Annotated in this window: 15 protein-coding genes and 1 pseudogene; 10 read left to right on the forward strand and 6 right to left on the reverse strand. The window is 50.9% G+C overall.

Going from position 1 to position 25,427, the window contains the following annotated elements; all coding sequences use genetic code 11:
* Positions 1-94: 94 nt before the first annotated feature.
* The gene (locus DHN60_RS00140) at positions 95-1,093 is read left to right on the forward strand and encodes an AraC family transcriptional regulator (protein ID WP_108835256.1); all 999 of its coding nucleotides are present in this window, start codon (positions 95-97) and stop codon (positions 1,091-1,093) included.
* Between the two features lie 159 nt (positions 1,094-1,252).
* Here DHN60_RS00140 and DHN60_RS00145 read toward each other — a convergent pair whose 3' ends face one another.
* Positions 1,253-2,212, reverse strand: coding sequence for an IS481 family transposase (locus DHN60_RS00145; protein WP_108835257.1), 960 nt, complete (start codon positions 2,210-2,212; stop codon positions 1,253-1,255).
* Between the two features lie 607 nt (positions 2,213-2,819).
* Positions 2,820-3,533 (reverse strand): response regulator transcription factor, encoded by a 714-nt coding sequence (locus DHN60_RS00155; RefSeq protein ID WP_108835259.1) that lies wholly within the window; start codon positions 3,531-3,533, stop codon positions 2,820-2,822.
* A 405-nt stretch (positions 3,534-3,938) separates the two neighbouring features.
* On the opposite strand from DHN60_RS00155, the gene DHN60_RS00160 reads away from it, so the two are divergent.
* Both DHN60_RS00160 and DHN60_RS00165 read left to right on the forward strand, forming a co-directional pair.
* Complete coding sequence (locus tag DHN60_RS00160; RefSeq protein ID WP_159089059.1) at positions 3,939-6,455, forward strand: ATP-binding protein; 2,517 nt, start codon at positions 3,939-3,941, stop codon at positions 6,453-6,455.
* A 35-nt stretch (positions 6,456-6,490) separates the two neighbouring features.
* A complete protein-coding gene (locus DHN60_RS00165; RefSeq protein WP_159089060.1) occupies positions 6,491-6,838 on the forward strand; it encodes a response regulator in 348 nt (115 codons plus the stop codon).
* Between the two features lie 124 nt (positions 6,839-6,962).
* Here the strand turns inward: DHN60_RS00165 and DHN60_RS00170 are convergent, their stop codons facing one another.
* The 3 genes and pseudogenes from DHN60_RS00170 to DHN60_RS00180 all read right to left on the reverse strand — a co-directional run bounded on the left by DHN60_RS00170 (position 6,963) and on the right by DHN60_RS00180 (position 9,584).
* Positions 6,963-7,499, reverse strand: a complete 537-nt coding sequence (locus tag DHN60_RS00170) for a hypothetical protein (RefSeq protein ID WP_108835262.1) — start codon at positions 7,497-7,499, stop codon at positions 6,963-6,965.
* A 333-nt stretch (positions 7,500-7,832) separates the two neighbouring features.
* Positions 7,833-9,164, reverse strand: a pseudogene (locus tag DHN60_RS00175) (IS3 family transposase).
* A 54-nt stretch (positions 9,165-9,218) separates the two neighbouring features.
* Positions 9,219-9,584 carry a hypothetical protein gene (locus DHN60_RS00180; RefSeq protein WP_108835263.1) on the reverse strand — a complete coding sequence of 122 codons (366 nt, stop codon included), beginning with the start codon at positions 9,582-9,584 and terminating at the stop codon, positions 9,219-9,221.
* A gap of 352 nt (positions 9,585-9,936) precedes the next feature.
* On the opposite strand from DHN60_RS00180, the gene DHN60_RS00185 reads away from it, so the two are divergent.
* From DHN60_RS00185 to DHN60_RS00210, 6 genes are all read left to right on the forward strand, one after another.
* Positions 9,937-13,092 (forward strand): AAA domain-containing protein, encoded by a 3,156-nt coding sequence (locus DHN60_RS00185; RefSeq protein WP_108835264.1) that lies wholly within the window; start codon positions 9,937-9,939, stop codon positions 13,090-13,092.
* A 4-nt stretch (positions 13,093-13,096) separates the two neighbouring features.
* Positions 13,097-14,737 carry a hypothetical protein gene (locus DHN60_RS00190; RefSeq protein ID WP_108835265.1) on the forward strand — a complete coding sequence of 547 codons (1,641 nt, stop codon included), beginning with the start codon at positions 13,097-13,099 and terminating at the stop codon, positions 14,735-14,737.
* Between the two features lie 44 nt (positions 14,738-14,781).
* A complete protein-coding gene (locus DHN60_RS00195; RefSeq protein WP_234423462.1) occupies positions 14,782-16,743 on the forward strand; it encodes an McrB family protein in 1,962 nt (653 codons plus the stop codon).
* Positions 16,743-18,242 (forward strand): hypothetical protein, encoded by a 1,500-nt coding sequence (locus DHN60_RS00200; protein ID WP_234423463.1) that lies wholly within the window; start codon positions 16,743-16,745, stop codon positions 18,240-18,242. Before DHN60_RS00195 ends, DHN60_RS00200 begins: the two co-directional genes overlap by 1 nt.
* Positions 18,239-20,596, forward strand: a complete 2,358-nt coding sequence (locus DHN60_RS00205; protein ID WP_108835267.1) for a hypothetical protein — start codon at positions 18,239-18,241, stop codon at positions 20,594-20,596. The genes DHN60_RS00200 and DHN60_RS00205 overlap by 4 nt, the downstream gene beginning before the upstream one ends.
* A 745-nt stretch (positions 20,597-21,341) precedes the next feature.
* Complete coding sequence (locus tag DHN60_RS00210) at positions 21,342-23,105, forward strand: adenylate/guanylate cyclase domain-containing protein (protein ID WP_108835268.1); 1,764 nt, start codon at positions 21,342-21,344, stop codon at positions 23,103-23,105.
* A gap of 338 nt (positions 23,106-23,443) precedes the next feature.
* Here DHN60_RS00210 and DHN60_RS00215 read toward each other — a convergent pair whose 3' ends face one another.
* The gene (locus DHN60_RS00215; RefSeq protein WP_108835269.1) at positions 23,444-24,439 is read right to left on the reverse strand and encodes an AraC family transcriptional regulator; all 996 of its coding nucleotides are present in this window, start codon (positions 24,437-24,439) and stop codon (positions 23,444-23,446) included.
* 137 nt (positions 24,440-24,576) lie between these two features.
* On the opposite strand from DHN60_RS00215, the gene DHN60_RS00220 reads away from it, so the two are divergent.
* A complete protein-coding gene (locus DHN60_RS00220; protein WP_108835270.1) occupies positions 24,577-25,404 on the forward strand; it encodes an NmrA family NAD(P)-binding protein in 828 nt (275 codons plus the stop codon).
* Positions 25,405-25,427: the final 23 nt, after the last annotated feature.

The raw sequence follows: 25,427 nt of genomic DNA on the forward strand, positions 1-25,427 counted from the left end.
AAATATAATCCCGTTCACAACCAAAACTTGACATATCTCAAAGCTGTCCGCTTAGCATTACAGGCCAAATGCCAACAAATTTTAGGAGAGACCTTTGCCCGATAGTGAATTTTCTGCGTTCTTGCTCGCGGGGGTCCTCAATGTTTGTGACAGCGACGGCGTTTCTGCCGAAGATGTTCTGGCGGCAGGTGGTGTAACCCCACATTCTCTTCAGGCGCCCGGCGCGACTGTTCTGCGCAGCAAGGCCGTTGCCGTTTTCGGTGCCCTTGCAGCGGTGTCTCACCGACCAGATGCTGCATTTCGGGCGGGCCTGTGTCTTCCTGTCGAGCGCTCTTCGGAACTGGTGCAACTGTTCCGTTCGGCACCCGATCTTCTGGCATTGGTCGTCCCGCTGAACGCTGCGCTCGGTAGCGTATGCGGTGGAGTGATTGGCGTTTCTGTCAGGAAGGACTTTGCGCGCCTTGGGTTCGGATTTCCAACGTGGAACATCAAGCTCGAAGAGCCCTTTCAAGAAGCGGCGGCAGGCGCTGTCGTCTGTGCGCTTCGCACTCGTTTTGGACCAAACTGGAAACCTGTTCGGGTTCTCATGGGGCACCGGAAGCCCAAACCGGAAATCACAGCTTTCGAGGGCATTCAGGTGGTACTCGGAACTCCAGACAATGCGGTAATCCTGAGGGCGGAGGAGGCGAAATCGGAGCCGCGCCTGTCAACGTCCGGTGGACAGGTTTGTGAACAGATGGAGCCCGGACAGCCGCCCGCGGGCGATGTCGAATTGGCCGACGAGGTCCGCAGGGTTATTCATGGTAGGCTCTTGCTCATGCTGGGTACTGAACTGGATGACGTTTCCAAGGTATTTGGAATGTCGGGACGCACCCTGAAGCGTCGTCTCAGTAAAGAAGGGATGTCCCTCAGTTCTATTGTCGAGGACGTCAGGCTGGCGGAAGCCGAGCGCTTGCTAATCGAAACCAGTTTGCCGATCACCGAAATCTCAGGCGCTTTAGGATACGCGCACTTGCCAAGCTTCACACGAGCTTTCAAGAGTATAACAGGACGGTCTCCGTCAGATTTTCGAAGCGACTCACGGTCGCCCTAGGGTTGATTTGCGCACGTGGCAAACTCGCCAACGGCGGCAACTGTAAATGACCGGTTCGTCCTGCAAGCCGGTCATAGACCGAATTTTGGCCTGCGTCTGCTCTTGGAGTAAGCAGTCATTCAGAGCGAAAAGTTTGAACTTTCAGTTTTGAACGGCTGCTTAGGTGTTCAGTCCCGGCATTTGGTGGATCGGATTTAGGATGAATCGATCAGGCTCTGAAGTCCAGATCTTGCAGATGTATTCGTAAGGCGTGAGGCCGTTGAGGGTCTTTAGCCTGCGTGCGAAGTTGTATGCGTCCATGAAGTCCACGAGGTGCGTGCGTAGCTGATCATGGCTATCGTAGTGGTATCGTTTCACTGTTGCGTCCTTGATCGTGCGGTTCATCCGCTCGACCTGGCCATTGGTCCAAGGATGGTTTGGCTTGGTCAGCCGGTGCTCGATCCCATTTGCTTCGCAGATCATGTCGAAGCGCATTTGCCGCGAATATGCTGTGTTACGGTTCCGGGGCTGCTCAGCGAACTGGATGCCGTTATCAGTCAGGATCGTGTGGATGCGATAGGGGACTGACTGAAGCAGACGCTCGAGGAACTCCCACGTTGTCTTGCGATCCGCCTTATCCACGAGTTGCGTGACTGCAAACTTACTGGTCCGGTCAATGCCTACAAAGAGATAAAGCTTGCCCTCCACCGTCTGAACTTCCGCGATATCGATATGAAAGAAGCCAATCGGGTAACGCTTGAACTTTTGGCGCTTAGGTTTGTCGCCCTCGACGTCAGGCAAGCGAGAGATCCCGTGCCGCTGAAGGCAACGATGCAATGCCGACCGGGTCAGATGTGGAAGCGATGGCTGCAGAGCATAGAGGCAATCATCCAGCGGCAGCAGCGTGTGCCGCCGGAATGCAACGATCATTGCCTCTTCAGCTTCAGTGAGAACGGTTGAGCGCGGCTCTTTTGGCCCGGTCTTCAAGTCCTCCACCGTCGCCCGCTTGCGCCACTTTGCAACGGTCTTGGGGTTGATACCCAACTCCTTGCTTAGCTGCGCGAGCGAAGCTTGCGATCGCTGTATTGCAGCTCTGACGGCGTGCGTTGTCGTGGCGCTCCCGTGACGAACTTGTCCCATAATGCTTCCTTCCAAGCCTGAGAAAGGATCGCACCATCAAACCGCGGGATCAAACACCTAGTTCGAATTGGTCTGACAGCAATGTGTCAAAGATTGCACGCGTTTAGGACTGAGCTTGCAACAAAACGTCACACAAATTCGACTTAGGGAAGTTATCAAATGACCACGAAATGGTTTTTGGAGAGTGGTTTTGCTGGGAAGTTTATTCATTGGGATGATGTTCGGTACAGTGATCTCTATTTTAGTGCTGTGTTTGGGTGGTGGCATCTTCAATGCTCTGCTGGCATATTCACTCAGTGGGTCGTGCGTTATGGTGGCGCTGTCTTTTGTGCCTTTTATGCGAGTTGTTTCTTCAATCAGATCTGCGTTTACAGTTCTGATCCCCGAACGAAGCGACCGTGATACGTGAGCCTGATAAGGCGCGAATGTCGCTGCCTAGATACACTAATTTAAGGGTCACTAAGGGGGACAACTTGTACCTCAGAGACCGCGCGACCCCTCGACGTTAGTCTGCAAGAGTTCAGATAAACCTCTGCGTGCCCGCCAATACGAACAACTATTGCGCGTCAGCACCGGGAAACACAAAGCTAATAGAGGCCAGATATGTTCAAGTGGGGCTGCGAAGCATGTACCCCACTCCTCTAACTGTTTCGAAGTTTTCTTCTATCATCGGGTCTACCGAAAGCTTCTTAAGCATACGACTCACCAGACCATCGATGGACCTGTCATAACCGGCCCAGTCACGCCCTCTGATGGAAAAAATAATTTGTTCCCTGCTCAAAACTCGATCAAGGCTTTTCACGAAGGTTAGCCAGAGGTCAAATTCCAGCTTTGTAAGTTGAATTTTCTCACCAGATGGCTGAAACACCTTTCGGGTCTTGGGGTTGATTGTCCAACCAGCGTATCCTATCGATGTTGCTTCCTCGTCTAGCGCCATTGTATGCACGTTTCTGGTCGCCAATCGACGAAGCAAACTTCTGATCCGTGCGACAAATTCAGATCGCGCGAAAGGCTTTACCACGTAGTCATCGGCGCCTAGCTCCAAGGAGACTACTTTGTCGACTTCGCTTAGTTTACCTGACAGCACCACTATGCCAGCCGCGCCTAAGTAACGAACTCTTCTGATTATTTCATGTCCATGACCGTCAGGGAGGAGAAGGTCCACAATGTACAGGTCGAATGCACGGTCAGCTGTCCGTTGCTCGAATTGCTGAAGGGTTCGTGCAAAACCGACATGGTATCCCTGTTCGTTCAAAATTTCTGCAACTTCATCGGACAGTTCAATATCATCATCTATAACCAGAATGTTGGTTTCTTTCATTAAATATTCTTTCCAGCCGTTGATTCCAATGGATGAAACAGAGTCATATATTTACGACTGTTTAAGATGATCATGGCAACTACATGCCACACCATAGGTAGAATAGGCTACCGTCAAAATCCACTTTTGCACACAAATTTTATACTTTTACACTGAAACTGCACCCATTGTCATACAAGATAACACAAAATACACCTTGTCGAAATGGTTTGGTAGCCGGGCACTGTCGCCAAGACTTCCATTTCCAAAATTTGGCACGCAACAATGGAACAGCCTATGTCAAACTTTGGTCTACTTCGGTTTACTGGGCCCCTTAAAGCCAAATTTGAAAGCTTTACGTTCCGCTTCGCATTAGGACTGTGTTTTTGCCTATGCGCCTACTTTGGCAATGTTCTAAACATAAACATGTTTTTTGGGGTGCATTTCTTATTTGGAAGTGTTTTTGTTTGGCTTGGCTTGGCAACGTTGGGGCCGTTCTGGGCCATTACCGCAGCGTTTATTGGAGCTTTACACACAATTGAGCTGTGGGGACATTCGTATGCAGTGCCAATCCTCACCTTGGAAGCAATTTTTGTTTGTACAATCTCGAGGTGGGGTTGGGCTGACCGATTAAGTATCTGGGTATTGGCATACTGGATCCTCTTGGGTGGACCGTTGGGATTTTTTCTTCTCTATCAGTTAATGGATTTTTCTTCAGAAACGGCGCTTCTGATAACTTCTAAGCAGGTGCTCAATGGTTTGCTGAATGCATTGTTAGCGGCGCTCATTGTCAACTTGAGTTTGTATTTTTTCCCAAAACTACGGATTAAGAAGGAAATTAAAGACAGAGCTTCATACAGTGGGCTTCTTCACGCAATTTTTGGGGTGTTACTAATTTTTCCGTTTCTATCGTCAGAGATCTATGATCTGAGAAATTCCTTCAAGCAAAACTTAGAATCCATAATAGCTGATGCTGAAGGCAGAATCGGCCCTGTGTCCTCTAATCTTAAAACGTTTCTTGAACTTGAAACAAGTCACTGGGGCGTCTTGTTATCCAACATTGAATTGGTCGAAAATAATCCTGAAATTCAGAATTTTATAGCGAAAGATAAGTCAGCTGCACCTTCACAAATTTATGCTGTATTAAACGACGGCAGTCGGATTTTGCTTTATGGATCGGATTCTCCGATAATCTGGTCTGAAGATGAGAACTACAATTTCAAAAATAACAACAAATCTGTCAAGGGCCAACTGTTAGGGTGTTTATTAGGTAACATTACCACCTTGAAATACTTGCCAAGAAACAAGACAACACTTGTGTTCACCTGGTCGCCTGAAAAAATTATTCACAATGTTGATGTGTCGTTTTCTCCTGAGAATAATTTAAGATGCCTTCCTAGAAATAATTTGAATTTGAAGGATAATTCGAAAAATACTTCAGTCGAGTTAATACGCGATTTGAGTATATCAAATAACACTCTGAGATCTTGGCTTACTGCTTCAGTGGTAGCCCGTATAAATTTGGACTACGTGTCGCCGGCGGTTCTAGAAACTACCAGATCACTCAAGCCGATGGTTCTCCAGATTCAGAAGGAAACCGCTATTATGGTCGAAAGGCTCTGTCTTCTTCTCATTCTCATTATAATTGGGGGACAGATTCTTGATTTCTTGTTCCTCCAATGGATGGAAAAGTTTAGCCGCATTTCCGAAGCATATATTAAGTTTCGAACGCCTCCTTCTACCTACCTTAATCTGAATTTTCAGGAAGACCGTAAAATTGTAAATTGGCTAGATCAATTTGCAAAAGTGGCCGAGAATGCGGAGGAGGATTCTTGGCTTGCGCAGCAGAACTTAAAAATGTTGCTCGTGAGAGCTTCAACTCCCGTTTTTGGGACAGATCCAGAAGGGAGAATCAAAGCCTGGAACCCCGCCTTGGAAGCCCTGTCTGGTTATGGGCAGGATGAAGTATTGGGCAAACAGCTTGAAGATTTTCTTGAAGCAGGAACCGAAACTCAAGTTGCTCTAGATGGCCAACCGGCTACTGACCTGTTGATTGATCTTCGAACCAAGGCTGGGAAGTCGGTGCATCTGGTTGTAAGCCAACTTCACATCAACCCAAGCGATGTTACTGGCGGTCAAAATATCGGAGATGGTAACTTTGGTATTCCCCCAATTTTCTATTTCGTTGCACAAAACCTGAACGAATTGAAAGTTTCCCAAGCCAAACTGATTCACGCATCAAGACTTGCAGCACTCGGGGAGATGGCAAGTTCATTTGCCCACGAAATCAATCAACCTCTCAATGTCATTGCATTATCGGCTGGAAGTATATTGGAACGAGCAAAGGCAGGATCCGTCCCAAGAGAATACTTGATCTCTAAAGCGGAACGTATTGAAGGCCAGGCATTGAGGGCAGGAAAAGTTATACAGGGTATTCGGAACTATGTCCTCGAAATTGGTGATGAGGATTTAGTCGTATTTGATCCAGTAAAAAGGTTTGTCGCAGCCCAAGACTTAATATCAGAACAGCTGCGCCTTGATAGCGTTTGTGTACATTTGGAAACTCCATCCGATCCAATTAGGATAAAAGGACGTCCAATAATGTTTGAGCAAGCGATTGTGAATTTGCTCATGAATTCAAGGAACGCAATGAAGGAAAATAATGGTTCTGAGCGAAAAATTAATGTCCATTTCATTGTTAAGGGGGGTGACCTAAAAATTCTAGTGCGAGACACTGGACCTGGAATACCAAAAAAGAACCTTGCCCAGATATTTGACCCTTTCTTTTCAACAAATAAGAAAAACGGTGGTAGTGGGATAGGGCTCTTCATGACTCAAACGATTGTCAATGAGCTAAATGGTTCAATCAAAGCGCTTGATGTTTCTTCCGGCGCTTGTATTGAAATCACCTTTCCTACCTCATCGGTGCAGACAGCTAGCTAATGGTAGATAAGTTAATGAATCTTAGGGTGCTTATTTTGGATGACGATGAGTTGATCGTAGAAGCGATCACCGAGTCAGTTGCATTGACGGGGTGTTCGTATGATGCTTTCTCCGACCCGGTTAAATGCCTTCAATACTTGAAAAATCATCGAAACTCTTACGATTTTGCCTTCATTGACTTGGCTATGCCTATGATCAATGGAGTGGAGTTCTTAAACCTTGCATCACACTTTTTTGTGAATTCTCCGCAGAAATTCATTATGACTGGTTTAGCGGAGCTAAGCGGCAAAGAAGTTGTAGACACTTCAAATTTTCAAGTTTTGCAAAAGCCTTTAAGTATTCGGGAACTTAAAAAGAAAATGGGACTCGACTTCCTAGATTAGCAAGCGAGCCCCAGTAGGTTCCATCACCCCCAAGTGGAACGGTCCGACCCAATTTTCTTACAGAATTTCCGTGAGTGTTTGCTTGGAGGGCAGGATTATATTTCTGTTGTGGCTATTTTGTGTGTCATGGTCGTTTGCAAAGCTGATTTACAGCGGCTCGCCCAACATCACCGTACTGACTGCCCCAAAACTTATTTGCATTATGTGCTATCTGAAGTGAAATGGATAACTCTTCTTGTGACCTTGGTTCTTCCACCACACAATCTGCATATGACACAGGATGAGTGCGTGCACCTGGTGACTTTTGCTTTTTCGACATGACCATCACCGGGATACGAACATCCATCATCCGAATGAGTCGGACATAGGTTTCTACGCGCTCTTCTTTGATTGGTTGGTCCAGCCGGATTATTATCATCGCCCATTCTTCAGGATCTTCTGCAACAACCTCAAAAGTGATATCTAGTGATGAAGAGCACGCCGCCTCAAAGCCCAAGCTCTGCAAGTCAAGCATTACATTGCGGAAAGAGCCTTCATCAGCCACGACGCAGGCAACATTTTTTGCCTTGAAGTTTTTGGCAGAGAAAAGTCGAGCCTGAGCGTTTCGTGCAACCTTGAGTGCTCCGACACTAAACAGCACTTCTTCTCCGTAGGTTCCCATTGGTACATCCTTAACTTAACTTTACCATTAGGTCCCTTCCTAGGAATTGAGTGTCCCAGCGGTTCGACAGAACAGTAGAATCCTGTGCATTTTTCGTGCAAATTTGATTTTTGTAATTTCTTGAGTATGCTGACGTGGCAGACGATGCGCCGGAGACGTTCTGCAGGAGTGACTTGGTCAAAGAGTTTGCAGCTCTCTATGCGCTTCACCAAGATAAAATTGGGCCCGCTGCAACTGACGGAAAATCAATTTCTTTTGGTGTCGGTCGTCAGAGTTTTTGGAACCAATGGCGACCTAAACTAAGAGAGAGTTTGGCTCATCTTGTTGGTTTGATTATGCGGCGTGCTGGCGGTGATGCAAGCGGCGCGCTTCGAGCTTCTTTCGTTTGATCCTTTCCCTTTGTTTTAGAATGGCTTTGTCACGCCCGAAGTAGACGTCGGCGGGTGTGACGTTATTGATGCTCTCGTGATAGCGCTGATGATTGTAGTGATCGACGAAGGCTTCGATCTGGGCTTCGAGGTCGCCGGGCAGGAAGTAGTTTTCCAGTAAGATCCGGTTCTTCAATGTTTGATGCCAACGCTCGATCTTACCTTGGGTTTGCGGATGATACGGCGCACCGCGCGAGTGTTTCATCCCCTTGTCCTGCAACCATTCAGCCAAGTCGCCGGAGACGTAGCTTGAGCCGTTATCGCTGAGCAGACGTGGCTTGTGGACGACATGCACCTGATCACAGCCAGACGCCTGCAATGCGAGGTCCAATGTATCCGTCACGTCCTCGGCTCGCATATTGGTGCAAAGCTTCCAGGAGACAATGTAGCGGCTGTGATCGTCGAGGACCGTACTGAGATAGAACCAGCCCCAGCCCAGAACCTTGATGTAGGTGAAGTCGGTTTGCCAAAGCTGATTGATCGCAGTCGTTTTGTCTCTGAACTCATTGGCTGCCTTGATAACAATGAAGGCGGAGGTCATGCGCCTTCAGCACGCGATACACTGTGGATTCCGAGACAAAATAACGTTCTTGATCCGTGAACGTCACCGCTAACTCACGCGGGGACAATTCCGTCTCCCGCAAGGCGAAGTCGACGACCCTGCGCTTCACCTCGTCGGGCACCCGGTTCCAGACATGTTTTGGCTTGGGAGATTGATCCTGCAATCCGGCCTCACCGCGCTGAAGGTAGCGGTCGTACCAACGATAGAACGTGGTCCGTGGAATGCCGAGCTTGGCCAGCGTCAGGCGCGCCGACAGGTGGCATTCCTCGACCAGCCGTATGATCTCCAACTTCTCAGATGCAGAGTACCTCATTCGTGGTCGCCCCCATCGCCTGTCATGCTTTTTTTGAGAAGACGCAGTTCGAGCGTCTGCTCTGCAACCACCTCCTTGAGGTCTTTGGCCTCACGACGCAGCTCTTTCACTTCGTCAGTGTTTGCGGCGCGCGCTGTATCCCCAGCCAGGCGCTTCTTCCCGGCYTCCATGAAGTCYTTSGACCACTTGTAATAGATGCCCTGAGATATCCCCTCCCGGCGACACAACTCGGCAATGCTGTCCTCCCCACGCAGACCATCAAGGACGATCCTGATCTTCTCTTCGCTAGAATAATGCTTGCGCGTGGCGCGCTTGATATCTTTGACGATCTTCTCGCCGGAGCTCTTCGTTGTCTTTCTCATCGTCCACTCCTCGGTGGCTACGATGAGCAACAAACACTCTCTTAGCAAATGACCCTATTTGGACCCATAAGCGCTGACGTCAGACAGCGCGTCGTTAGCATCTACAAGGTCGATCAGGGCGGTGAGATGTTGTCGAGCGCGACCTTCGGGCAGCGCTAACGGGTCGATCTTGCTCAGTTGCGTATCTGAAGTTGACGACAGCAGTGTGTATAGAGCTTTTTCGACAACAGCCTGAACTTCGCGCGGAGCAACACTGGAACTTTCGCTCCAAGGTGCACCTCTCGCGCCGAGTTGCGCGTCCCAATGAAAGTCCCTGGGGCGTGGGGCCAAATAAGCGTCGGCCAAAAGATCGGGTGATAAATTTCGATATGCCCCAGTTTCTGGATGCTGTGTGATTAGATTGCCCCAGTTGATAGTCATTTTGCTATCGTTTCCTTTCGTCCGTTCTTGAAATCTGCACTACTCGCAAGGCGGCAAAACCTCGGCACGATCTCAATTGAATTAGTTGATGGAACTTGACGACTTTAAGCAAGACCTTTGAAGCATCATGATGGCCGGACATTCTCGGGCTATGAGACAAAACTCCCTTTGGTAAGAGGGGTTTGTTAAAAATACAACTTAACATTGTGCTTCGGATCGGAAGCTGTGACTATAGAGAGAAGAGCGTTGGTAGCCGCTCTCATTTGGCGTGCTTTCGAAAGATTTTGGCCAAGAATCGAAAGAACGAAAAACTCCGAAAGACTAGGTTTTAAGCAACCGGGAGCTGATCCATTTGAATATTGTACTTAAAACTGTCGAAGCATTTCCGAAAGGACGCACCAGTCAGGAGTTATACGCGCTTCTGGATACTGACTTCAAAGCCAGTCGTCGGGAGGAAATCCTGGCCGAATTAATAGCGCTACAAAAACAAGGATCAATTCTACTTGGCCAAGACAGAAAGTGGCGCGCAGTTAGCAGAACTATAGTCAAAGGCTTGCCTTCAGTGCCTCAAGGCATCGCAGGACAGGCAACACTTACAGCGGGCCCCCTGACTGCATCACCCGCACGCTTTGGGACAGAACCCGATGCCGATGTTTTATCGGCAGATGACCTCGAAGAATCTAACGAAATTGATGCAACCGCACTCCTTAAGTACTATCGTGCTGCTCTTCAAAGTGATCCGCGCGGTGCTCTTACACAGGCAGATGATCGTCACGGTACAACGTATCAGCTGTTGAGCGGCGCTGGCGACCTCTTTCCTGAGGCTGATGAAACTGGTTTCATCCGCGTGAAACTCGACCATTTGCCCGACAGCTTCCGCGAAGCTTTGACGCGACGAGAGTCGCATGATCCAGCTCTGGCGGTCGGGTGGCCAATCGCAATCGGAAAAAAATCTGGGGCACCTGCGATCCGGCCGGTTGGTTTGGTGGCGGCGACCTGGAACCGAGACGAGGAGGACCTTATTGTCCAGATCGAAGCTGATGATGTCTTGGTCAACCCTGACTGGATAAAATCGGCGGCTGCGGGTTCGGCATGGTCATCGTCCAATCTTTCGGACGTGTTCGCCGGGCAGGCGGGAGCTGGCCTCAAGCGAGATGATTTTCTAAACCGCCTTCGTGAGGCAGCAGCGAAATCTGCAAGGGGGCGCATCACCGGCCGAAGTTTTGTTGCCAGTGTCGATCCATTGGACGAAGGCATTTTTGATGCCATTGGATTGTTTTTGCCTTCGGAGAGCTCGTTTACGGCGGGAGCGGTACGCGATCTGGACGAAATCGCAAGTTGGGACCAAACTAAGATATCCCGAACGGCTCTTGGCCCAATTCTCGGGCTTGCACACAATGGGGAAATTGAAGCGACGTCCCCCATTAATGTCGGACCTCTTAACCATGAACAAATTCGCGCTGTCGCCAATGCGACCTCTCAACCTCTTTCGGTTGTTACAGGCCCGCCAGGTACTGGAAAAAGCCAAGCTATTGTAGCAATGGCTGCAACGACGATGCTTCAGGGTGGCTCTGTCGTAGTCGCTTCGAAAAACCACCAAGCATTGGACGCGGTAGAAGAACGGCTTTCCGCTATGGCGCCGAATGTTCCGTTTTCCGTCCGAACTTTGGACCCGTCGCGTGAGATCGACCAAAGTGTGAAGAATGTAGTCTCGGCTCTGGTGAACGACACTGGCGGAGCGGGGATCGGGGCCGATCCAATGCTTGTTTCTCAGCTATCATCGCTGGCAAATCGTCGCTTGTTTGCACTTGATTCTATTGAAGCGCGTCGCGACCTCAACGCACGATTGGCGGATCTGACCGAGACCCTTGAATTGCGAAGGGAGGAAGTAACTCCAAGAGAGCAACCCATAGAAAATGGCGAAAAAACCGGGTGGTGGAAACGGCTACTCCTTTGGTTGTTTCCTAAGCGTTTTAGCTCGACAGAAATGGAAGAATTGCCGCTCAGCAGAGTAAGGCTGGAGGACCTCAGAAACGAGGCAGACAAGATAAGGAGCGATGTAAAAGAGCAAGCTGAGCCAGAAGACCCCGTCGCTCTGACAACAGAGATTGAAACGCTGGCACAATCGGTGCTGCGGCGCAATTTGGGTGAACGATGCTCACTGACAGAAGAACAAAGGCTTCAGCTCTCTGGCGAGCATGATGACCTTCAGCTTCACGGCAGTTCGGCCATGTCGCGCGACATTGCAGAAACCGTCTTATACCATCGACCTTTGTGGTTGGCATCCGTTCTGGGCACTCCCAAGCGTATCCCTTTATACGAAGGACTATTTGACCTGGTGATCTTTGACGAAGCCAGCCAATGCGACATTGCGTCTGCGTTGCCGTTGTTGGCTCGAGCTAAGCGTGCCGTCATTGTTGGGGATGATCGACAACTCGCTTTCATATCGCAAATTGGAGTTAAGCAAGATCGAAATTTGATGTCAGCCAACGGTCTGCCTGACCGTGGTACCGGTCGTTTTTCTCAAGGGCGAAAAAGCCTTTTCGACCTCGCACGAAGCACGCCAGGGGTCCCAGCAGTCATGTTGCGCGACCAATACCGATCCGCAGAACAGATCGTCCAATATATCAACGAGATGTTCTACGGAGGTAAGTTGCGTGTTTCAGCTAATCTAGCGGCGATGAAGATCCCTAAAGATCGCAAACCAGGATTGGCATGGACGAATGTCCCTGGCCCAACGTTACCTTCGCATGAAACCCAAAATATCAATGCTGAGGAAGTCGCTGCGATCACCGCTGAAGTCGAAGATCTATTGGTCCGCAAACGATATCAGGGTTCCATTGGTGTGATTGCTCCGTTCCGTTCCCAAGTCCAAGAACTGAACAGGGCGCTCAAAGCAAAAATACCAGCCAAGTTGTGGCAAGAAGCTGAGCTACGTGTTGGAACAGTCGACGGGTTTCAAGGACAAGAACGAGACTTGATCCTTTTTTCGCCGACGGTACATGCCAAGATCAAGTCCTCAGCAACCGCGTTTCTGCAAAGAGATTGGCGGCGCCTAAACGTAGCGATCAGCCGGGCTCGGGCCGTCGCCCATGTATTTGGTGATTTGGACTTTGCGCGGTCAGGTCAGATCAAACAGCTCCGCAGCTTGGCTGCTCGAGCAACCGAACCTTATGTGAGCGCGGTTGGGGAGGGCGTTTTTGACAGTGAAATTGAGCGGATTGTGTTCCACAAATTGAAGGAACATGGCTTGGAACCGCACCCCCAATTCGAGATCGCAGGGCGCAGGTTAGACTTTGCTCTGTTCGGGGCAGGGGACATCAAGCTGGACCTCGAAATAGACGGTCGTCGTTGGCACCAGGATGCAGACGGAAACCGTAAACTTGATGATCACTGGCGTGATCACCAGATGCGCTCGCTTGGCTGGAAAGTCCAGCGCTTCTGGGTGGATGAATTAATGCAGGATATGGAGGGATGCCTTGACCTCGTCAAACGAGAACTCGGTTAATCAGATGCCGAAACACGAAGAGTGGCGAAAGTCGCGCACGTTCACATGGATGGCTGTTACGGCGTCAGTCTTAGTCGTAGCCGTATTTGGCTATACGCTGTTCAAAGTAAATGTTCTTGAAACCGAATACGGAGAGATCCAAGGAAACAAAGTACGGATTTTGAGGCAGATCGAAAACCGGGAGGAGCAACACGCAGAACTTCTGGCCAAAATTCAAAAACTCGAAACCGAGAAGTCGCTTCTCGAGGATGATCTAGCGGTGTCTCGTGTGCGGCAGGAAGAGCTTGCGGCCCTAAACGAAGGGGTCGCTTCTTCCGAAGCCACGCTCAAGGACCTGCAAGGGGCCATAGTCGAGGCCAATCAAAAGTTGATGGAGCAAGAATCTGTCGAAATAGCGCTGGAAGAATCTCGTGGCGAGCAAAGTGAACTGGCCCAACAGAAAGTTCGCCTAAATGCGGAGATCGCGAGCCTTCAGCGTGAATTAAACACTGCGAATGATGAAGCGCGTGAGGCGAAAAATAAACGTGACCAATTCCAGGACGAAGTTTCAGATCTGCTGGAAAAGAAGCAGCAACGAGACGAAGCTGAGAGCGAACTAAACGCGGCACAAAATGCCCTGACGGCCATTCAAGACAAACTAAGAAATGCAGATAAGAACCTTGCGGAGAGGGAAGCCTCAGCATCAGATGCCGAACGCCGCTTCTCTCAGGCTGAAAAAGATCTGACATCGCTGAGTGCTCGCATCGCTACTAGGCAAACGGAGCTAGAAAGCAAAAGCAATGATGCGAACGCCGAAGCTACCCGCTTGGCCGGGCTGGAGCAAGATCGCGAAAATCTGTCTGAACAGGTTGATAGACTGAAAGCCGAAGAAACGCGGTTGAAACTGTTCGTCGAGAGGAACGCAAAAGCTGAAGCCGCGCTGGAAAGCACCTCACAAGCTTTGCAGCTTGCTCGCGACGAGAAAACCGAGATCGAAGCTGAGCTAGTCGCAAAACGCAACGAAATCCAAGACGAACGGATCAAAATTTCCGAAGTTAAGGTTGAAGTCGCCGCGCTGCGTCAAAACATTTCTTTGCTTGAAGCTGATCGGCAAGAAGCCACAAACAAGCGCGACGCCGTCGATTCAGAAATTCTAGCGAAATCCCAGACGCGTGAGACTTTGGCTGAACAGTTGAACACGGTATCGGCAGAACTTGCATCTGAAACGACCTTGCTTGCCCAGAAAAGTGGTGAGCGGATAGCCGAAGAAGCAAGGCTGGCGGACTTGCAAACCAAAGCCGTGGGTTTGAGTGAGGTTGAGGCTAAGCTTGCGGAGCTGCAACCCCAACTGGACGCACGTGAAAACGCCGCAAAAGCTGCTGAAATCTCGCTTGCCAAACTATCCGGTAAGATCGAGGCGGAACAGATCAGTCTGAGTTCGCTGCGCCAGGAGATAAACGACACTTCAGGTGATCTGGACAGTTTGAACAATCAGAAATCGAAACTGGACGCGCGCATAAACGAGCTCGCCGCAGAAAAAGCTGATTTTGAAGCAGAAGTTGCAGCGTTGGAGCAACTGATAACTAACCGTGAATCATCGCTGAAGCCCCAACCTACCGATCAACCAACCGATGATACCGGTGCGCAACCTGAAGGAGACAACTGATGGGATCTCTCGTTTTGACAGTCCTAATTGCAGGCTTTGCTCTGTTGGCGCTGGTAATCATCATGGTGGTCGTAGCTGCGCGGGCGGATCATGCCAACACACTCAAACCCCCGCTGGCCACACTTGGTGAAATTGACGCGCAAATCCGCGGCAAGACCTCTACATTGGATGACTTGGAAGCTGAGCTGGGCAAACGGCGAGACGCTATTTCGAGCATTGCTGACATTCAGGCTGAAGTTGATGCCTTGGTTCGGCAGAAGGATGAGTTGCTTGCTGAATGGCAGCAAGCAGAAGATCGGCGCCAGGAAATCTTAGCCCTGCGCCAGGAAACTGATGAAGCCCATACGGCCCTTGCCACGGCAACCCGCGATCTGAGCGAGAAGGCCTTGGAACTTGAGCAGGTCGAAGCCCGCCTACAAAAGGCGGAGCAGCTTGTTGCCCAGATTTCCGAGCTAGAGGAAAGCAAAGCTAAACTTGATGAAGCAGTGGTGGAACTTCGCGGGGAGCTGTCGGATTTGCAGACGTTGCAAGCTCGAGAAAAGGACCTTCGCGAAAATATCGAACGGTATTTGCGGGACTCTTCGCGCCTTGAAGGTGAGATCGACAGCTTTCAGTCCCGTCGCGATGAAGCCAAGGAGGGCGCACGTTTAGCCCAGGAGCGATTGGAAGAAATCAAGGCTGTTTACACCGGTGAAGCAGCCAAACTAGCATCTCAACAAACCGAGCTCACACGGATGGACGCACAGCGAGCCGGGTTGTTGGCGCAAATCGAATCCATGAAAGAAAAAGCTGGCTTGGCTGGCAGTGACGGAGGAACGGGCGCCGATCCGTTAGCCGAACTCCAATCGCTCCCCCCGGTGCTGTCCGGGATGCAGAAATGGGCTGAACACGCAGCGCGCGAACTGGAAACCGACGCCCTGCATCGCGTTACGGTTCACATGCGAGCTTTGGGATTGGACTATCATCCGCGCGTCATTCGCGCTTTTCACACCGCGATGAAAGTGAACGAAACTACCCAGATGGCTGTGCTTGCTGGTATCTCTGGAACCGGGAAAAGCCAGTTGCCGCGCCGGTATGCTCAGGCAATGGGTATTGGCTTTCTTCAGGTCCCGGTTCAGCCGCGATGGGATAGCCCGCAGGACCTTATGGGTTTTTATAACTACATTGAAGGCAAGTTCAGGCCCACTGATCTGGCACGGGGACTTTACCATCTGGATAAGTGGAACGGCCCAAGTGAGAGCCGCGAACTTCAGGACCGAATGATGTTAGTTCTTCTGGATGAAATGAACCTTGCACGGGTGGAATACTATTTCTCAGACTTTTTGAGCCGGCTCGAAAGTCGCCCAGGCATCGATCAGGCAGATCGTCAGGAATTGCGCAAGGATGCCGAACTGGAGTTGGACATTCCGATGCCAAAGGGTGAAAGTTCACCGCGCATCTTCCCTGGATACAACGTTCTCTTTGCTGGCACGATGAACGAAGATGAAAGCACTCAGTCGCTGTCGGACAAGGTCGTGGACCGGGCAAATGTGATGCGGTTTGCAGCGCCTAAAACTATCATGGCCGGAACTGGGGAGGGCACCCCTATTGAAACCAAAGCACTGTCGCGCAGCCAATGGCGAACGTGGGTCAAAGGTGTCGATGGGCTTGGCGCCGAACGAAACGCGGTCGAAAGCCATGTTGAAAAGATGGTCGGCCACATGACGGCTTTGGGCCGTCCGATTGGCCACCGATTGGGTCGCGCCATGATCGCCTACGCCGCCAACTATCCAGAAGACAATGGTCGCCGAGATGTACAAACTGCACTGGCAGACCAGGTCGAGATGCGGCTCCTCCCAAAATTGCGTGGCGTCGAGATGGAAACGGCTAGCAGCTCTCTTGATCAGTTGGCCGAGTATGTTCAAGCGGACCTAAACGATACGATCCTTGCCGACGCGATCCGTGATTCCGCACGGCTGGCAGATGAAGGTACTGGGCAGTTTGTATGGCGAGGAGTAACGAGGTAATGTATCTCGTTCGCCGCCCCTGGTCGCTTCGTTCGGAAGACGCGGAGGAGACGGTTTTCGGTCCCGAGGATTGTTTTCTTGGTGACGCTGAATCCGGGATTGATCGCAACAGTCGCCATACGAAGCTTCTGTCCCGCGAAAAACGCGAATTGAGACTGTTTCCCTATCCGAAAACAGGGAGTGCAGATGCTCCGATCCGAGTTTCGGGCCTTCCCGCGCGCCCAAAGATAGGCCTTGAACCGAAGACGCCCGAAGAAAAAACTGCTGTCGAAGCTTCGGGCCGTATGCATCGGGTTCTTGCAAGGATAGCAGAGCTTGAAGGGGCATTGGACGATCCTGAAAACCTTTGGCAACGCCTACAGGAGGCTTGGGATCGAGCTGAAGACGAGAGCGATCCACGAATGTCGGAGATCGTCCGGCAATCAAACCAAATCAAACCTCATTTGATTGAGTTGGAAAAGCGTATCCGTAGGGTGCTTCGCCGGAACCGTGAACTGACACCGCTTAATCGTGTCCAGGAAATGGACCGCGCCTCCATGCTCTGGATGGTACGTCAACCTGGGAAAAACACGGCGGAGAGGGCGGGGGCTGACCAACGTGTGCTTGCCATCGTGCGGCATGAGAATTTTGACACGCTGGAGAACAGGGTCTTGCACGCTTATCTCAAGTTGGCTTCACATTTTGCCCGCCAATGGCTTCGAGAGCACAAACGGGCGAAAAGCAGTGCGCGTTTCAAGATGGTTGAGTCCTACTTCCGGCTCTGTCGCCGGATTGCGCGCGAGCTGGCCAATTTAGGCGTTGCAATTGCCGAGCCAGGTGTCCCTGCGAACTATGTACTCATGGAGGACAGAAGTTACCGAGCGGTCGATGAAGCGTGGGATAGATTACTTCGACAGGACAAAGCGGAGGATGAGCTTTGGGCATGGCAGGCAGAAAGCTGGACAGATTTCTGCGTGCTCGCGGTCACGCTTGCCCTGCATGGATTGAATGAATCCATACTTATCGCTCAGGCACCTTTGGTTTGGGTGGATGAGGCCATACAAGGTAGGCGTTTCCTCCATGACCGGCCACTTGCGGTGTTCTGGTTGCGCGAAAGCGGAATAATCGTGGAGGTTCAGGCGCGGCCGGAAGAGATTTCGGCGAACCAGTTTGCCGCAAGGGCGAACTTGTGGCTTCGCGTTACCGACCTGAAAACCGATGCCGTCGAAAGACGGATCCCTGTTTGGACCCCTCATTCGTTTAACAGGATGTCTGCGCAGTCAGAAGCGCAAAGCGCCTCCACATTGGTGCACGCTCTCCGCAATCGGCCGGGACAGGAAGTATTAAGGGAAGGGCTGATATTGATGCCCGCACACGGAGTTACAGAAACCTACGAGGCGACGTCAGGCGGCGGGCGCGTCCAAGCAATTGCAATTGATGCTGTTGGCGAAACACTCAAAGAAGGAAAGACGGCCCTGGCCAACTTTGTGCGGACTTGTTTTCAAGAGAGTGAAGCATGAAGCGGCTTGTAGGCTATGATCTGAATGGCTGGAGCGATTTTTCTGCCCGCAACTGGCTTGAGGTTCCCGGTCAGGAAACTCTTGAAAACCAAGATCAGGTTATTCAAGGGGGCATTGGCGGTGTCGTGGTGACCGTTAAAGAAAGTCCGCAAGGCACCGAGTTCATCGGGGGGATGCAAGCGCAACGCGCACCGCATGGAAGAGGCACCGGCTGGGGCGCTGTCGGCGCAAAAGAAAATCGGTCAAGTTTGCTACAATTACTTGAAAAGCCAAACGACTATACGCGTGAAATTTCAAGCGCGTTGTTCGCAATGGCCGACGCTCGCAAGGCAACGGCTGTTTTTTCAATTCCTGACATACCTGCGCTAGTCGAAGATCACCAAGAGGCATTTCTCAAATGCTTGGAGACTCTGCGAGCGGGCAGGCGGCTACTCGTCTGGCGACCCGTTTTGGCCGTGCTGGCGGCATTTGAAGAGTGTTCCAATGTTCAGTGGGACGATGTCAAAGACATCGGAGTTATCATCCACACTTCAAAGGGCTTTTCTTCGCAGCGATTACAACTTCGCAAAGAAAAAGTCTTTGCACCAGAAAGGCGATATTCGGGGCGTCATCATGACTGCGATTTGGGTCTTGAGGCACTTTGGGGTCAAGCAAAAGCAGCGCTGAAGGCGCGATGCGCTAACCCCGAAAAAGCCGACCATGTCGATGCGTCTCAACTGCCCTCGAAACTCGCTTTGGGGCACGAGTGGGATGCAGAACCTCTTAGGCGGTGGAATGGCTCTTGGGAAATTGTTACGCCACCGGAAGAGTTCGATATTGCACGCGGCAAAGTTCCAGAGGCTCTCGCTGACCATCTTTCTGATTGCAGTATAGTTCTATTCCAATCGCCAACTGTTGGCGTGGTTCGTGACTGTGTTGTTCAGCGCCTTACGACCCAGCTCGGGTGTAACCTCCATTGTTTGGAACCGCAGGCAATAGCCCGCGGTGCGCTGGAAGCGGCGCGTCGCCTTTCCGAAAATCTGCCGATTTACTATGATTTCTTGCCTCAGATCTCGACCATTGTTCAGGATGCAGATGGAGCGAAAAGCTACGATCTCATCCCAACCGACGCTCTGTTGCCCGCCGGGCAATCATATCGAAGTGACCAACCTGCTCGGTTGGGACTGCTGGCTGGCATGGAAGAAATCAAGATTCATCTCAAAAAAGAAACCGATGCAACACCCCGCCGCGCTGTAGTCACACTTACGACACCACCCGCAAAAAACACTCCTATTGAATTGCATTTACAACAAACACCAGCGGCGGGCCGTGCTCGAATGACCTTGGTATCCGAAGCGTTCTCGGGTCCAATAATTGTGGATTGGGAGACAGCAAGAGAGTTAGATCAAAATTGGGAAGAAGTCATTGAGAGCCTAGAACCTGAAAGGCCAACTGTACCCAATCGTTTAGTTCTACCTTGCGGAACGGACACATGGTTCGAGCAAGACAACAGGCCAGGTCTTGAAGACCTCCTAGTACAAGAGCTCTCAAGTCGAGATCCAAAATGGAATACACTCGCCTCCAAATTATCAAGCCGATCAAACGGAAAATATTCGATCTCGAGCGACGGGGAGTATCCCAGCCAGCTTCCTCAACCCTCCAGATATTTGCTGGAAGATGCTATCAGCCTCGCTGAGAAAGATGTGCAAGAGCGTCTTGCGGGAAGGGGAACCAACAATAACCATTCGTTGCGGTTTCTGACCTGGCTATTCCACATGTGCCCTGACTGGGTTGTGCCGCATCTAATTGATGGTGCAGAGGCCAGAACCGGATATCATGCATTCGTGCAATCTGGTGGATCAAGGGGGCTCATGCTGCAAGCAATTGGTAGAACAGCACAAGATCCAGAGCATCAGAAAAGGGCTTTCAAACATCTTTTGCAATTGCCTTTGGGCAGGTGGAAAAAGGACCAGATCGCCTGCGCCGCATTCTTGTTGTCTCGAAATGACAGCGCACCATTGTTGCTCGAAAGGAGCGAAGTCGACTTTCTTGCAAAGGTTGCCGAAACAAAAGTGCTTGAGGCCGTGGGAAAGGATTTTACGTCTGCTTACATTTACGGCCCATACCTTTTGGTAGGTCTGCTAAGGTGGCGCCTTCGAGATCCATGGGCCTTGGTTGTGGGTCGAGATCCAGTCGCCGATGATTTACTTTCGGCTACCCGAAAGTTGATGGCGCATCTGAAAAGGAGAATGTCCCGGGACGGCAATTTGAAACGCTACCATGATATCCTAGACCAGGTTTGCGAAGAGCTGGAAGGGAAGGGCACTAACCCGGATATCTTGATCGACATAGAAGGTCTGGCCTCAAGTCGGTGACACACGTGTGTTGAGTGTCACCGAGATCTGAACCGGCATCCAGAAGATCTGACCTGACTGCGAATACGGAGCAGACTGACGGAAAAGGTTAGAAAGGACTATTCGGTTTTAGTCTGACCCCAGACGCCGTTGTCCTTGCAAAGTGAGTTAACCGCAAAGTCGATGGAAAGAATGGATGTTTATTGCTGTACCATTTCTGTACCATCGCAAAGAATGTGGACAAAGCTCAATCTATACGGAAATCCATGTCTGCTGAGGCTTCAACGACCCTTAAGAAGTCTTAAAAACTTATTTAAATTCAGTTGCTTGCTTGTTGTCGCCCCAATAAAACATGATACAATGTCAAAAGTTTCTATTACTGCCATATTGGATTGAAAATCCTCGTGTCGGTGGTTCGATTCCGCCCCCGGCACCATCAAAATCCGATAAGAAATTGATTTTGAATGGGATTTTAGAAATTTTTAATTCTCTATCCCCCTAATTATCCTCCCTTAAGCCGTTGGTGGATTTTTGTTTGGGACCTAGACCTACAAAATTCTAACGCACCAAAATGCCACAAAGCGGACCTTCGATGCGCGATGCCCCAATGACCGAGTTGCGGACTAAACCGTCGTTCGCTACGGCTTGCACCAATGACCGCTGGTTGCGGACTAGCGGCCTCAATTTTGTTGAGCGGGAGAGGCAATCAGAAACTGGATTCCTTTAATTTCTGAGTCTAGTCTTCGGCGTTTAGGGAGGTGCGTGCATGAAACGAAGACTTGCTGCCATACTTGCAGCAGATGTCGTGGGTTATTCGCGCCTCGTCCGCTCTAATGAAGAGCAGACGTTAGAGCGATTGCGAGAACTACGGAAAAACGTCATTGAGCCCGCCTTTGCAAAACATGAAGGTCGAGTGGTCAAATGGATGGGAGACGGAGTACTGACGGAGTTTGCAAGTGCCGTCGACGCGGTTTCATGCGCCTACGATATTCAAAAGTCTATCCATTCACGCAACGGAGACTCTGCAGTTGATGAGGGGATTATTTTTCGCGTCGGCATCAATATCGGCGACGTCGTGGTGGAAGGCGACGACATTCATGGCGATGGGGTTAACGTAGCCTCAAGGTTGGAAACGCTGTCCGAGCCTGGTGGAATTTGCATTTCGGCCTTAGTCTATGAACAGGTCAAGCACCGCCTCCATGTGCCTTTTCAAGACGCGGGTGACCAGCAGGTTAAAAATATTGCAGAGCCAATCCGCGTCTGGAAATGGGTGGATAAGGCAAACGATGAAGCAACCACTCAAGATTCCGTTGTAAAGTCAGGGCTAATTTTGCCTCCTAGCCTGCCAGACACTCCGTCTATCGCGGTTTTGCCGTTTGACAATATGTCAGGCGATACCGAGCAAGAGTACTTCGCAGACGGCATGACAGAGGACCTGATCACCGACCTATCAAAATTGTCTGGCTTGTTAGTCATCGGTCGCAACTCTTCATTTGTTTACAAAGGCAAGGCCGTAGATCTGCGACACGTCGGTAAGGAGTTGGGTGTGCATTATGTCCTTGAGGGAAGTATCCGCAAGGCAGGCAATCGGGTTCGCATGAACGCGCAGCTAATTGAAACAGCGAATGGAACCCACGTATGGGCCAATCGCAGGGACGGAACGCTAGAAGATATTTTTGACCTGCAAGACGAGATTACAAGAGAAATTGTCGATGCGCTGTCTGTTCAGTTACGGGAAGGTGAAGAAAAGCGTCTTGGCAGTCAGTACACAGAGAATATTGAAGCGCGTGACTGGTTTCTTAAAGGGCGACTGCGCTATCGCGAACCGGGTCCGCAAGCCAACGCCGAAGCCCAGCTACTGTTCACCAAAGCTTTAGAAGCTGACCCAAACTTCGCCTATGCATTGGCTGTTAGAAGCTACCTTAAATTCCATGCTTGGTTCTTCAAGTGGAACAGCCACCACAATGCGTTTGACGAAGCATTGGCTGAGGCCGAACATGCTGCCAAGATGGATCCTAACCTAGCGGCAGCTCACGCGTATCTAGGTTGGATGCATATGTGGGGCGAGGGATCCGAAAGAGCTCTTTCTGAGCATGAAACAGCTTTATCACTGGACCCCAATTCCTCAGATGGACATTTGTGGCAGGCTTCTTCGCTCATCTACGCGGGAACGCCTGAGTTGGCAATTACTCCGATGGATCGAGCAATGCGGCTAGAACCGCACACTCCACCCATTTACCTTCTTAATTATGGTCACCTGATGTTGCAGCTTGACCGGTATGAAGAAGCTATCGAATATTTGCAGGCGGCAATAAGAAACGCTCCTCAGTTTCCTATGAACTACATATTTTTGTCGGCGGTAAAAACTGCGCAAGGCAAATTGCAGGAGGCAGAGGAGGCTGGCTTGAGACTTCTCGGATTGATCCCAGTAGCTACGGTATCCACACTGAGTTCCCAATTGCCCTACGTAAAGGAAGAGCACAGACAAAAAATTGTGGCGGGCCTGAAAGCCGCAGGGTTGCCTGATTAGTGAAAAGCAAAGAAGCCCGCTTTGGGCTCAGAGCAGCCATTCGCTGCAGAGCGGCTCAAGGTCCGCTTTGTCGTCAATCGCCAGCTTTTGGTATTATCGGTCCCGAGCCACAACTAAGTCTGCGGTCCATCCAAAGAAAAGCAAAACAAATTTGGCAACAAACAACGCTAATTGTCCGGTAGAACAACCTGCGCCTGTCCGCACCGATTGATACGTTCCCTAAACTCCACTTCAGTTTCGCTTTCTATCCGTTCTAATGACTGTCCAGAATTCATACCGTAAGCGGAGACCGCTTCTTTGGTTTGCGCACATCCGTCTCCTCGCACTGTCGTCTTCAATTAAGCATGGGTTTCTTTCAGGCTATGCAATTTTCGGACCTTCCCCGGAGGTACTTCAAAAACCCTTTTGAAAGCCTTGTTGAACGAAGGTTCGGATAGGTACCCAACCCTGGCCGCGATCTGCGAGATCGGCTGGTCTGTTTCAATCAACTGTTCTCGAGCCAAATGCATGCGCCATGTTGCAAGATATTGAATGGCCGGAACGCCGACGAGTTCCGTAAACCTTGCTGAGAATGCTGACCTCGACATTCCTGCAAGCTGTGCAAGCGACTCGACCGACCAGTTTGCGGCTGGGGCGCGGTGAATGGCTACTATGGTGCGCCCAATCTGCGGATCTCGCGCCGCTTTCAGCCAGCCGCGATTTGCGTCGGGCGCGCTGTTGAGCCATCGGCGAATGGCCTCGATAACCACCACATCAGCCAAGCGTGTAATGACCGTTTCGCCACCCGGTCGCAGTTCACGTGCCTCTTTTGCAATGAACTGCAGGGTTGCCTGTAGCCAACTCCCGGCGTCCTCCTCCCATGGATCGATTTTGATTATGTCAGGCAGCAAGTCCATCAACAAACCGCTGGCTGCATGATCTATTCTGACCAAGCCATACATGATGCCGGTCTCTGCGCCACCACCACCATATTCGAGCGTTTCCAAGATCTCTGTCACCTTGCGTATCGGCAACTCTTCCAGAGTTAAAAGCGGCGTATCTTCTGAACTGAAGAAACCGATAGGCGCGCCTTTTGTCATCAAAACCAGATCGCCTTTTTCGACTTCAAAAGGGTTGTCCTCCCCAACCCGCATAAAGCAACGCCCGTGTGTAATGACTGCAAAGCTCAGGATGTCGGGAAACCCAGGGATCGCGACGCCCCAGGGCGCCGACAAGCGTGACTGGCAATAGAATGTGCCTGTGAGCTTCAGAAGATGAAGAATTTCTCCCAGCGGGTCGCCAATGGGTTGGGCCAGTGCATCGGGGTCGGGGACGTGTGGTTCAATCTGGTTCATCTCGTGAGTTTGGTCGAAATTGCCCTGTCCGTCCACATATGTTGGACGAATGGATAATAAGTAAGGATTATCGAGAATAGATCATCTCGCTCGATTGCCTATCTGTGGGTCATCAACGGAAAACATGGAGATGATCAATGACACAGCAAACAATTCTCGTACTTGGCGCAACAGGCAAAACCGGGTCGCGGATCACGGCGCGCCTCGAGGACAAAGGGCACAAAGTCAGGCGTGGATCGCGTGGCAGTGAAACGCCCTTTGATTGGGGAAAACCGGAGACTTGGCCTGCGGTCCTAGACGGCGTTTCGTCCGCCTACATTTCTTATTTTCCCGACATCGCATTTCCAGGCGCGGTCGAGCAGGTCGAGGCCTTCACGGCATTGGCCAAAGAAACTGGATTGCAACGCCTTGTGCTTTTGACTGGGCGTGGTGAGTTCCACGCCGAAAGAGCCGAAGAAGTTATCCGAAACTCTGGCATACCGTTCACGATCGTACGTGCCGCGTGGTTTGCACAAAACTTCTCTGAGGGTGCATTGCTTGATCCGGTTATGGCCGGTGTATTGCCAATGCCTGCTGGCGAAGTGCGCGAACCGATCGTCGACGTAGACGACATTGCGGACGTTGCCGTTGTTGCATTGACCGAAGAGGGCCACGCCGGTGCGCTTTATGAAGTCACAGGGCCACGGCTCATGACATTTGCGGACATGGCCCAAGAGCTTTCAAGCGCCATGGGCCGGACAGTGCAATACCTGCCGATCTCCTTTGAAGATTTTCATGCGGAAATTGCGAGTGCGAATGGGCTGATGATTGCCGACGTAATTACAGACATTGCCCGCGAAACTCTTGACGGACGCAATGCCACCCTTGCTGACGGTGTTCAACGCGCCCTGGGACGTGCGCCGCGCGACTTTGCTGAGTTTGCCCATAACGCCCAATCGTCGGGTGCGTGGACCAAAGCCGCCTGAGGCAAGTTGACAAAGAAAGGAGC

Origin of the sequence: Tateyamaria sp. Alg231-49 (genome assembly GCF_900143535.1) — a bacterium.
Classification (GTDB): domain Bacteria; phylum Pseudomonadota; class Alphaproteobacteria; order Rhodobacterales; family Rhodobacteraceae; genus Tateyamaria.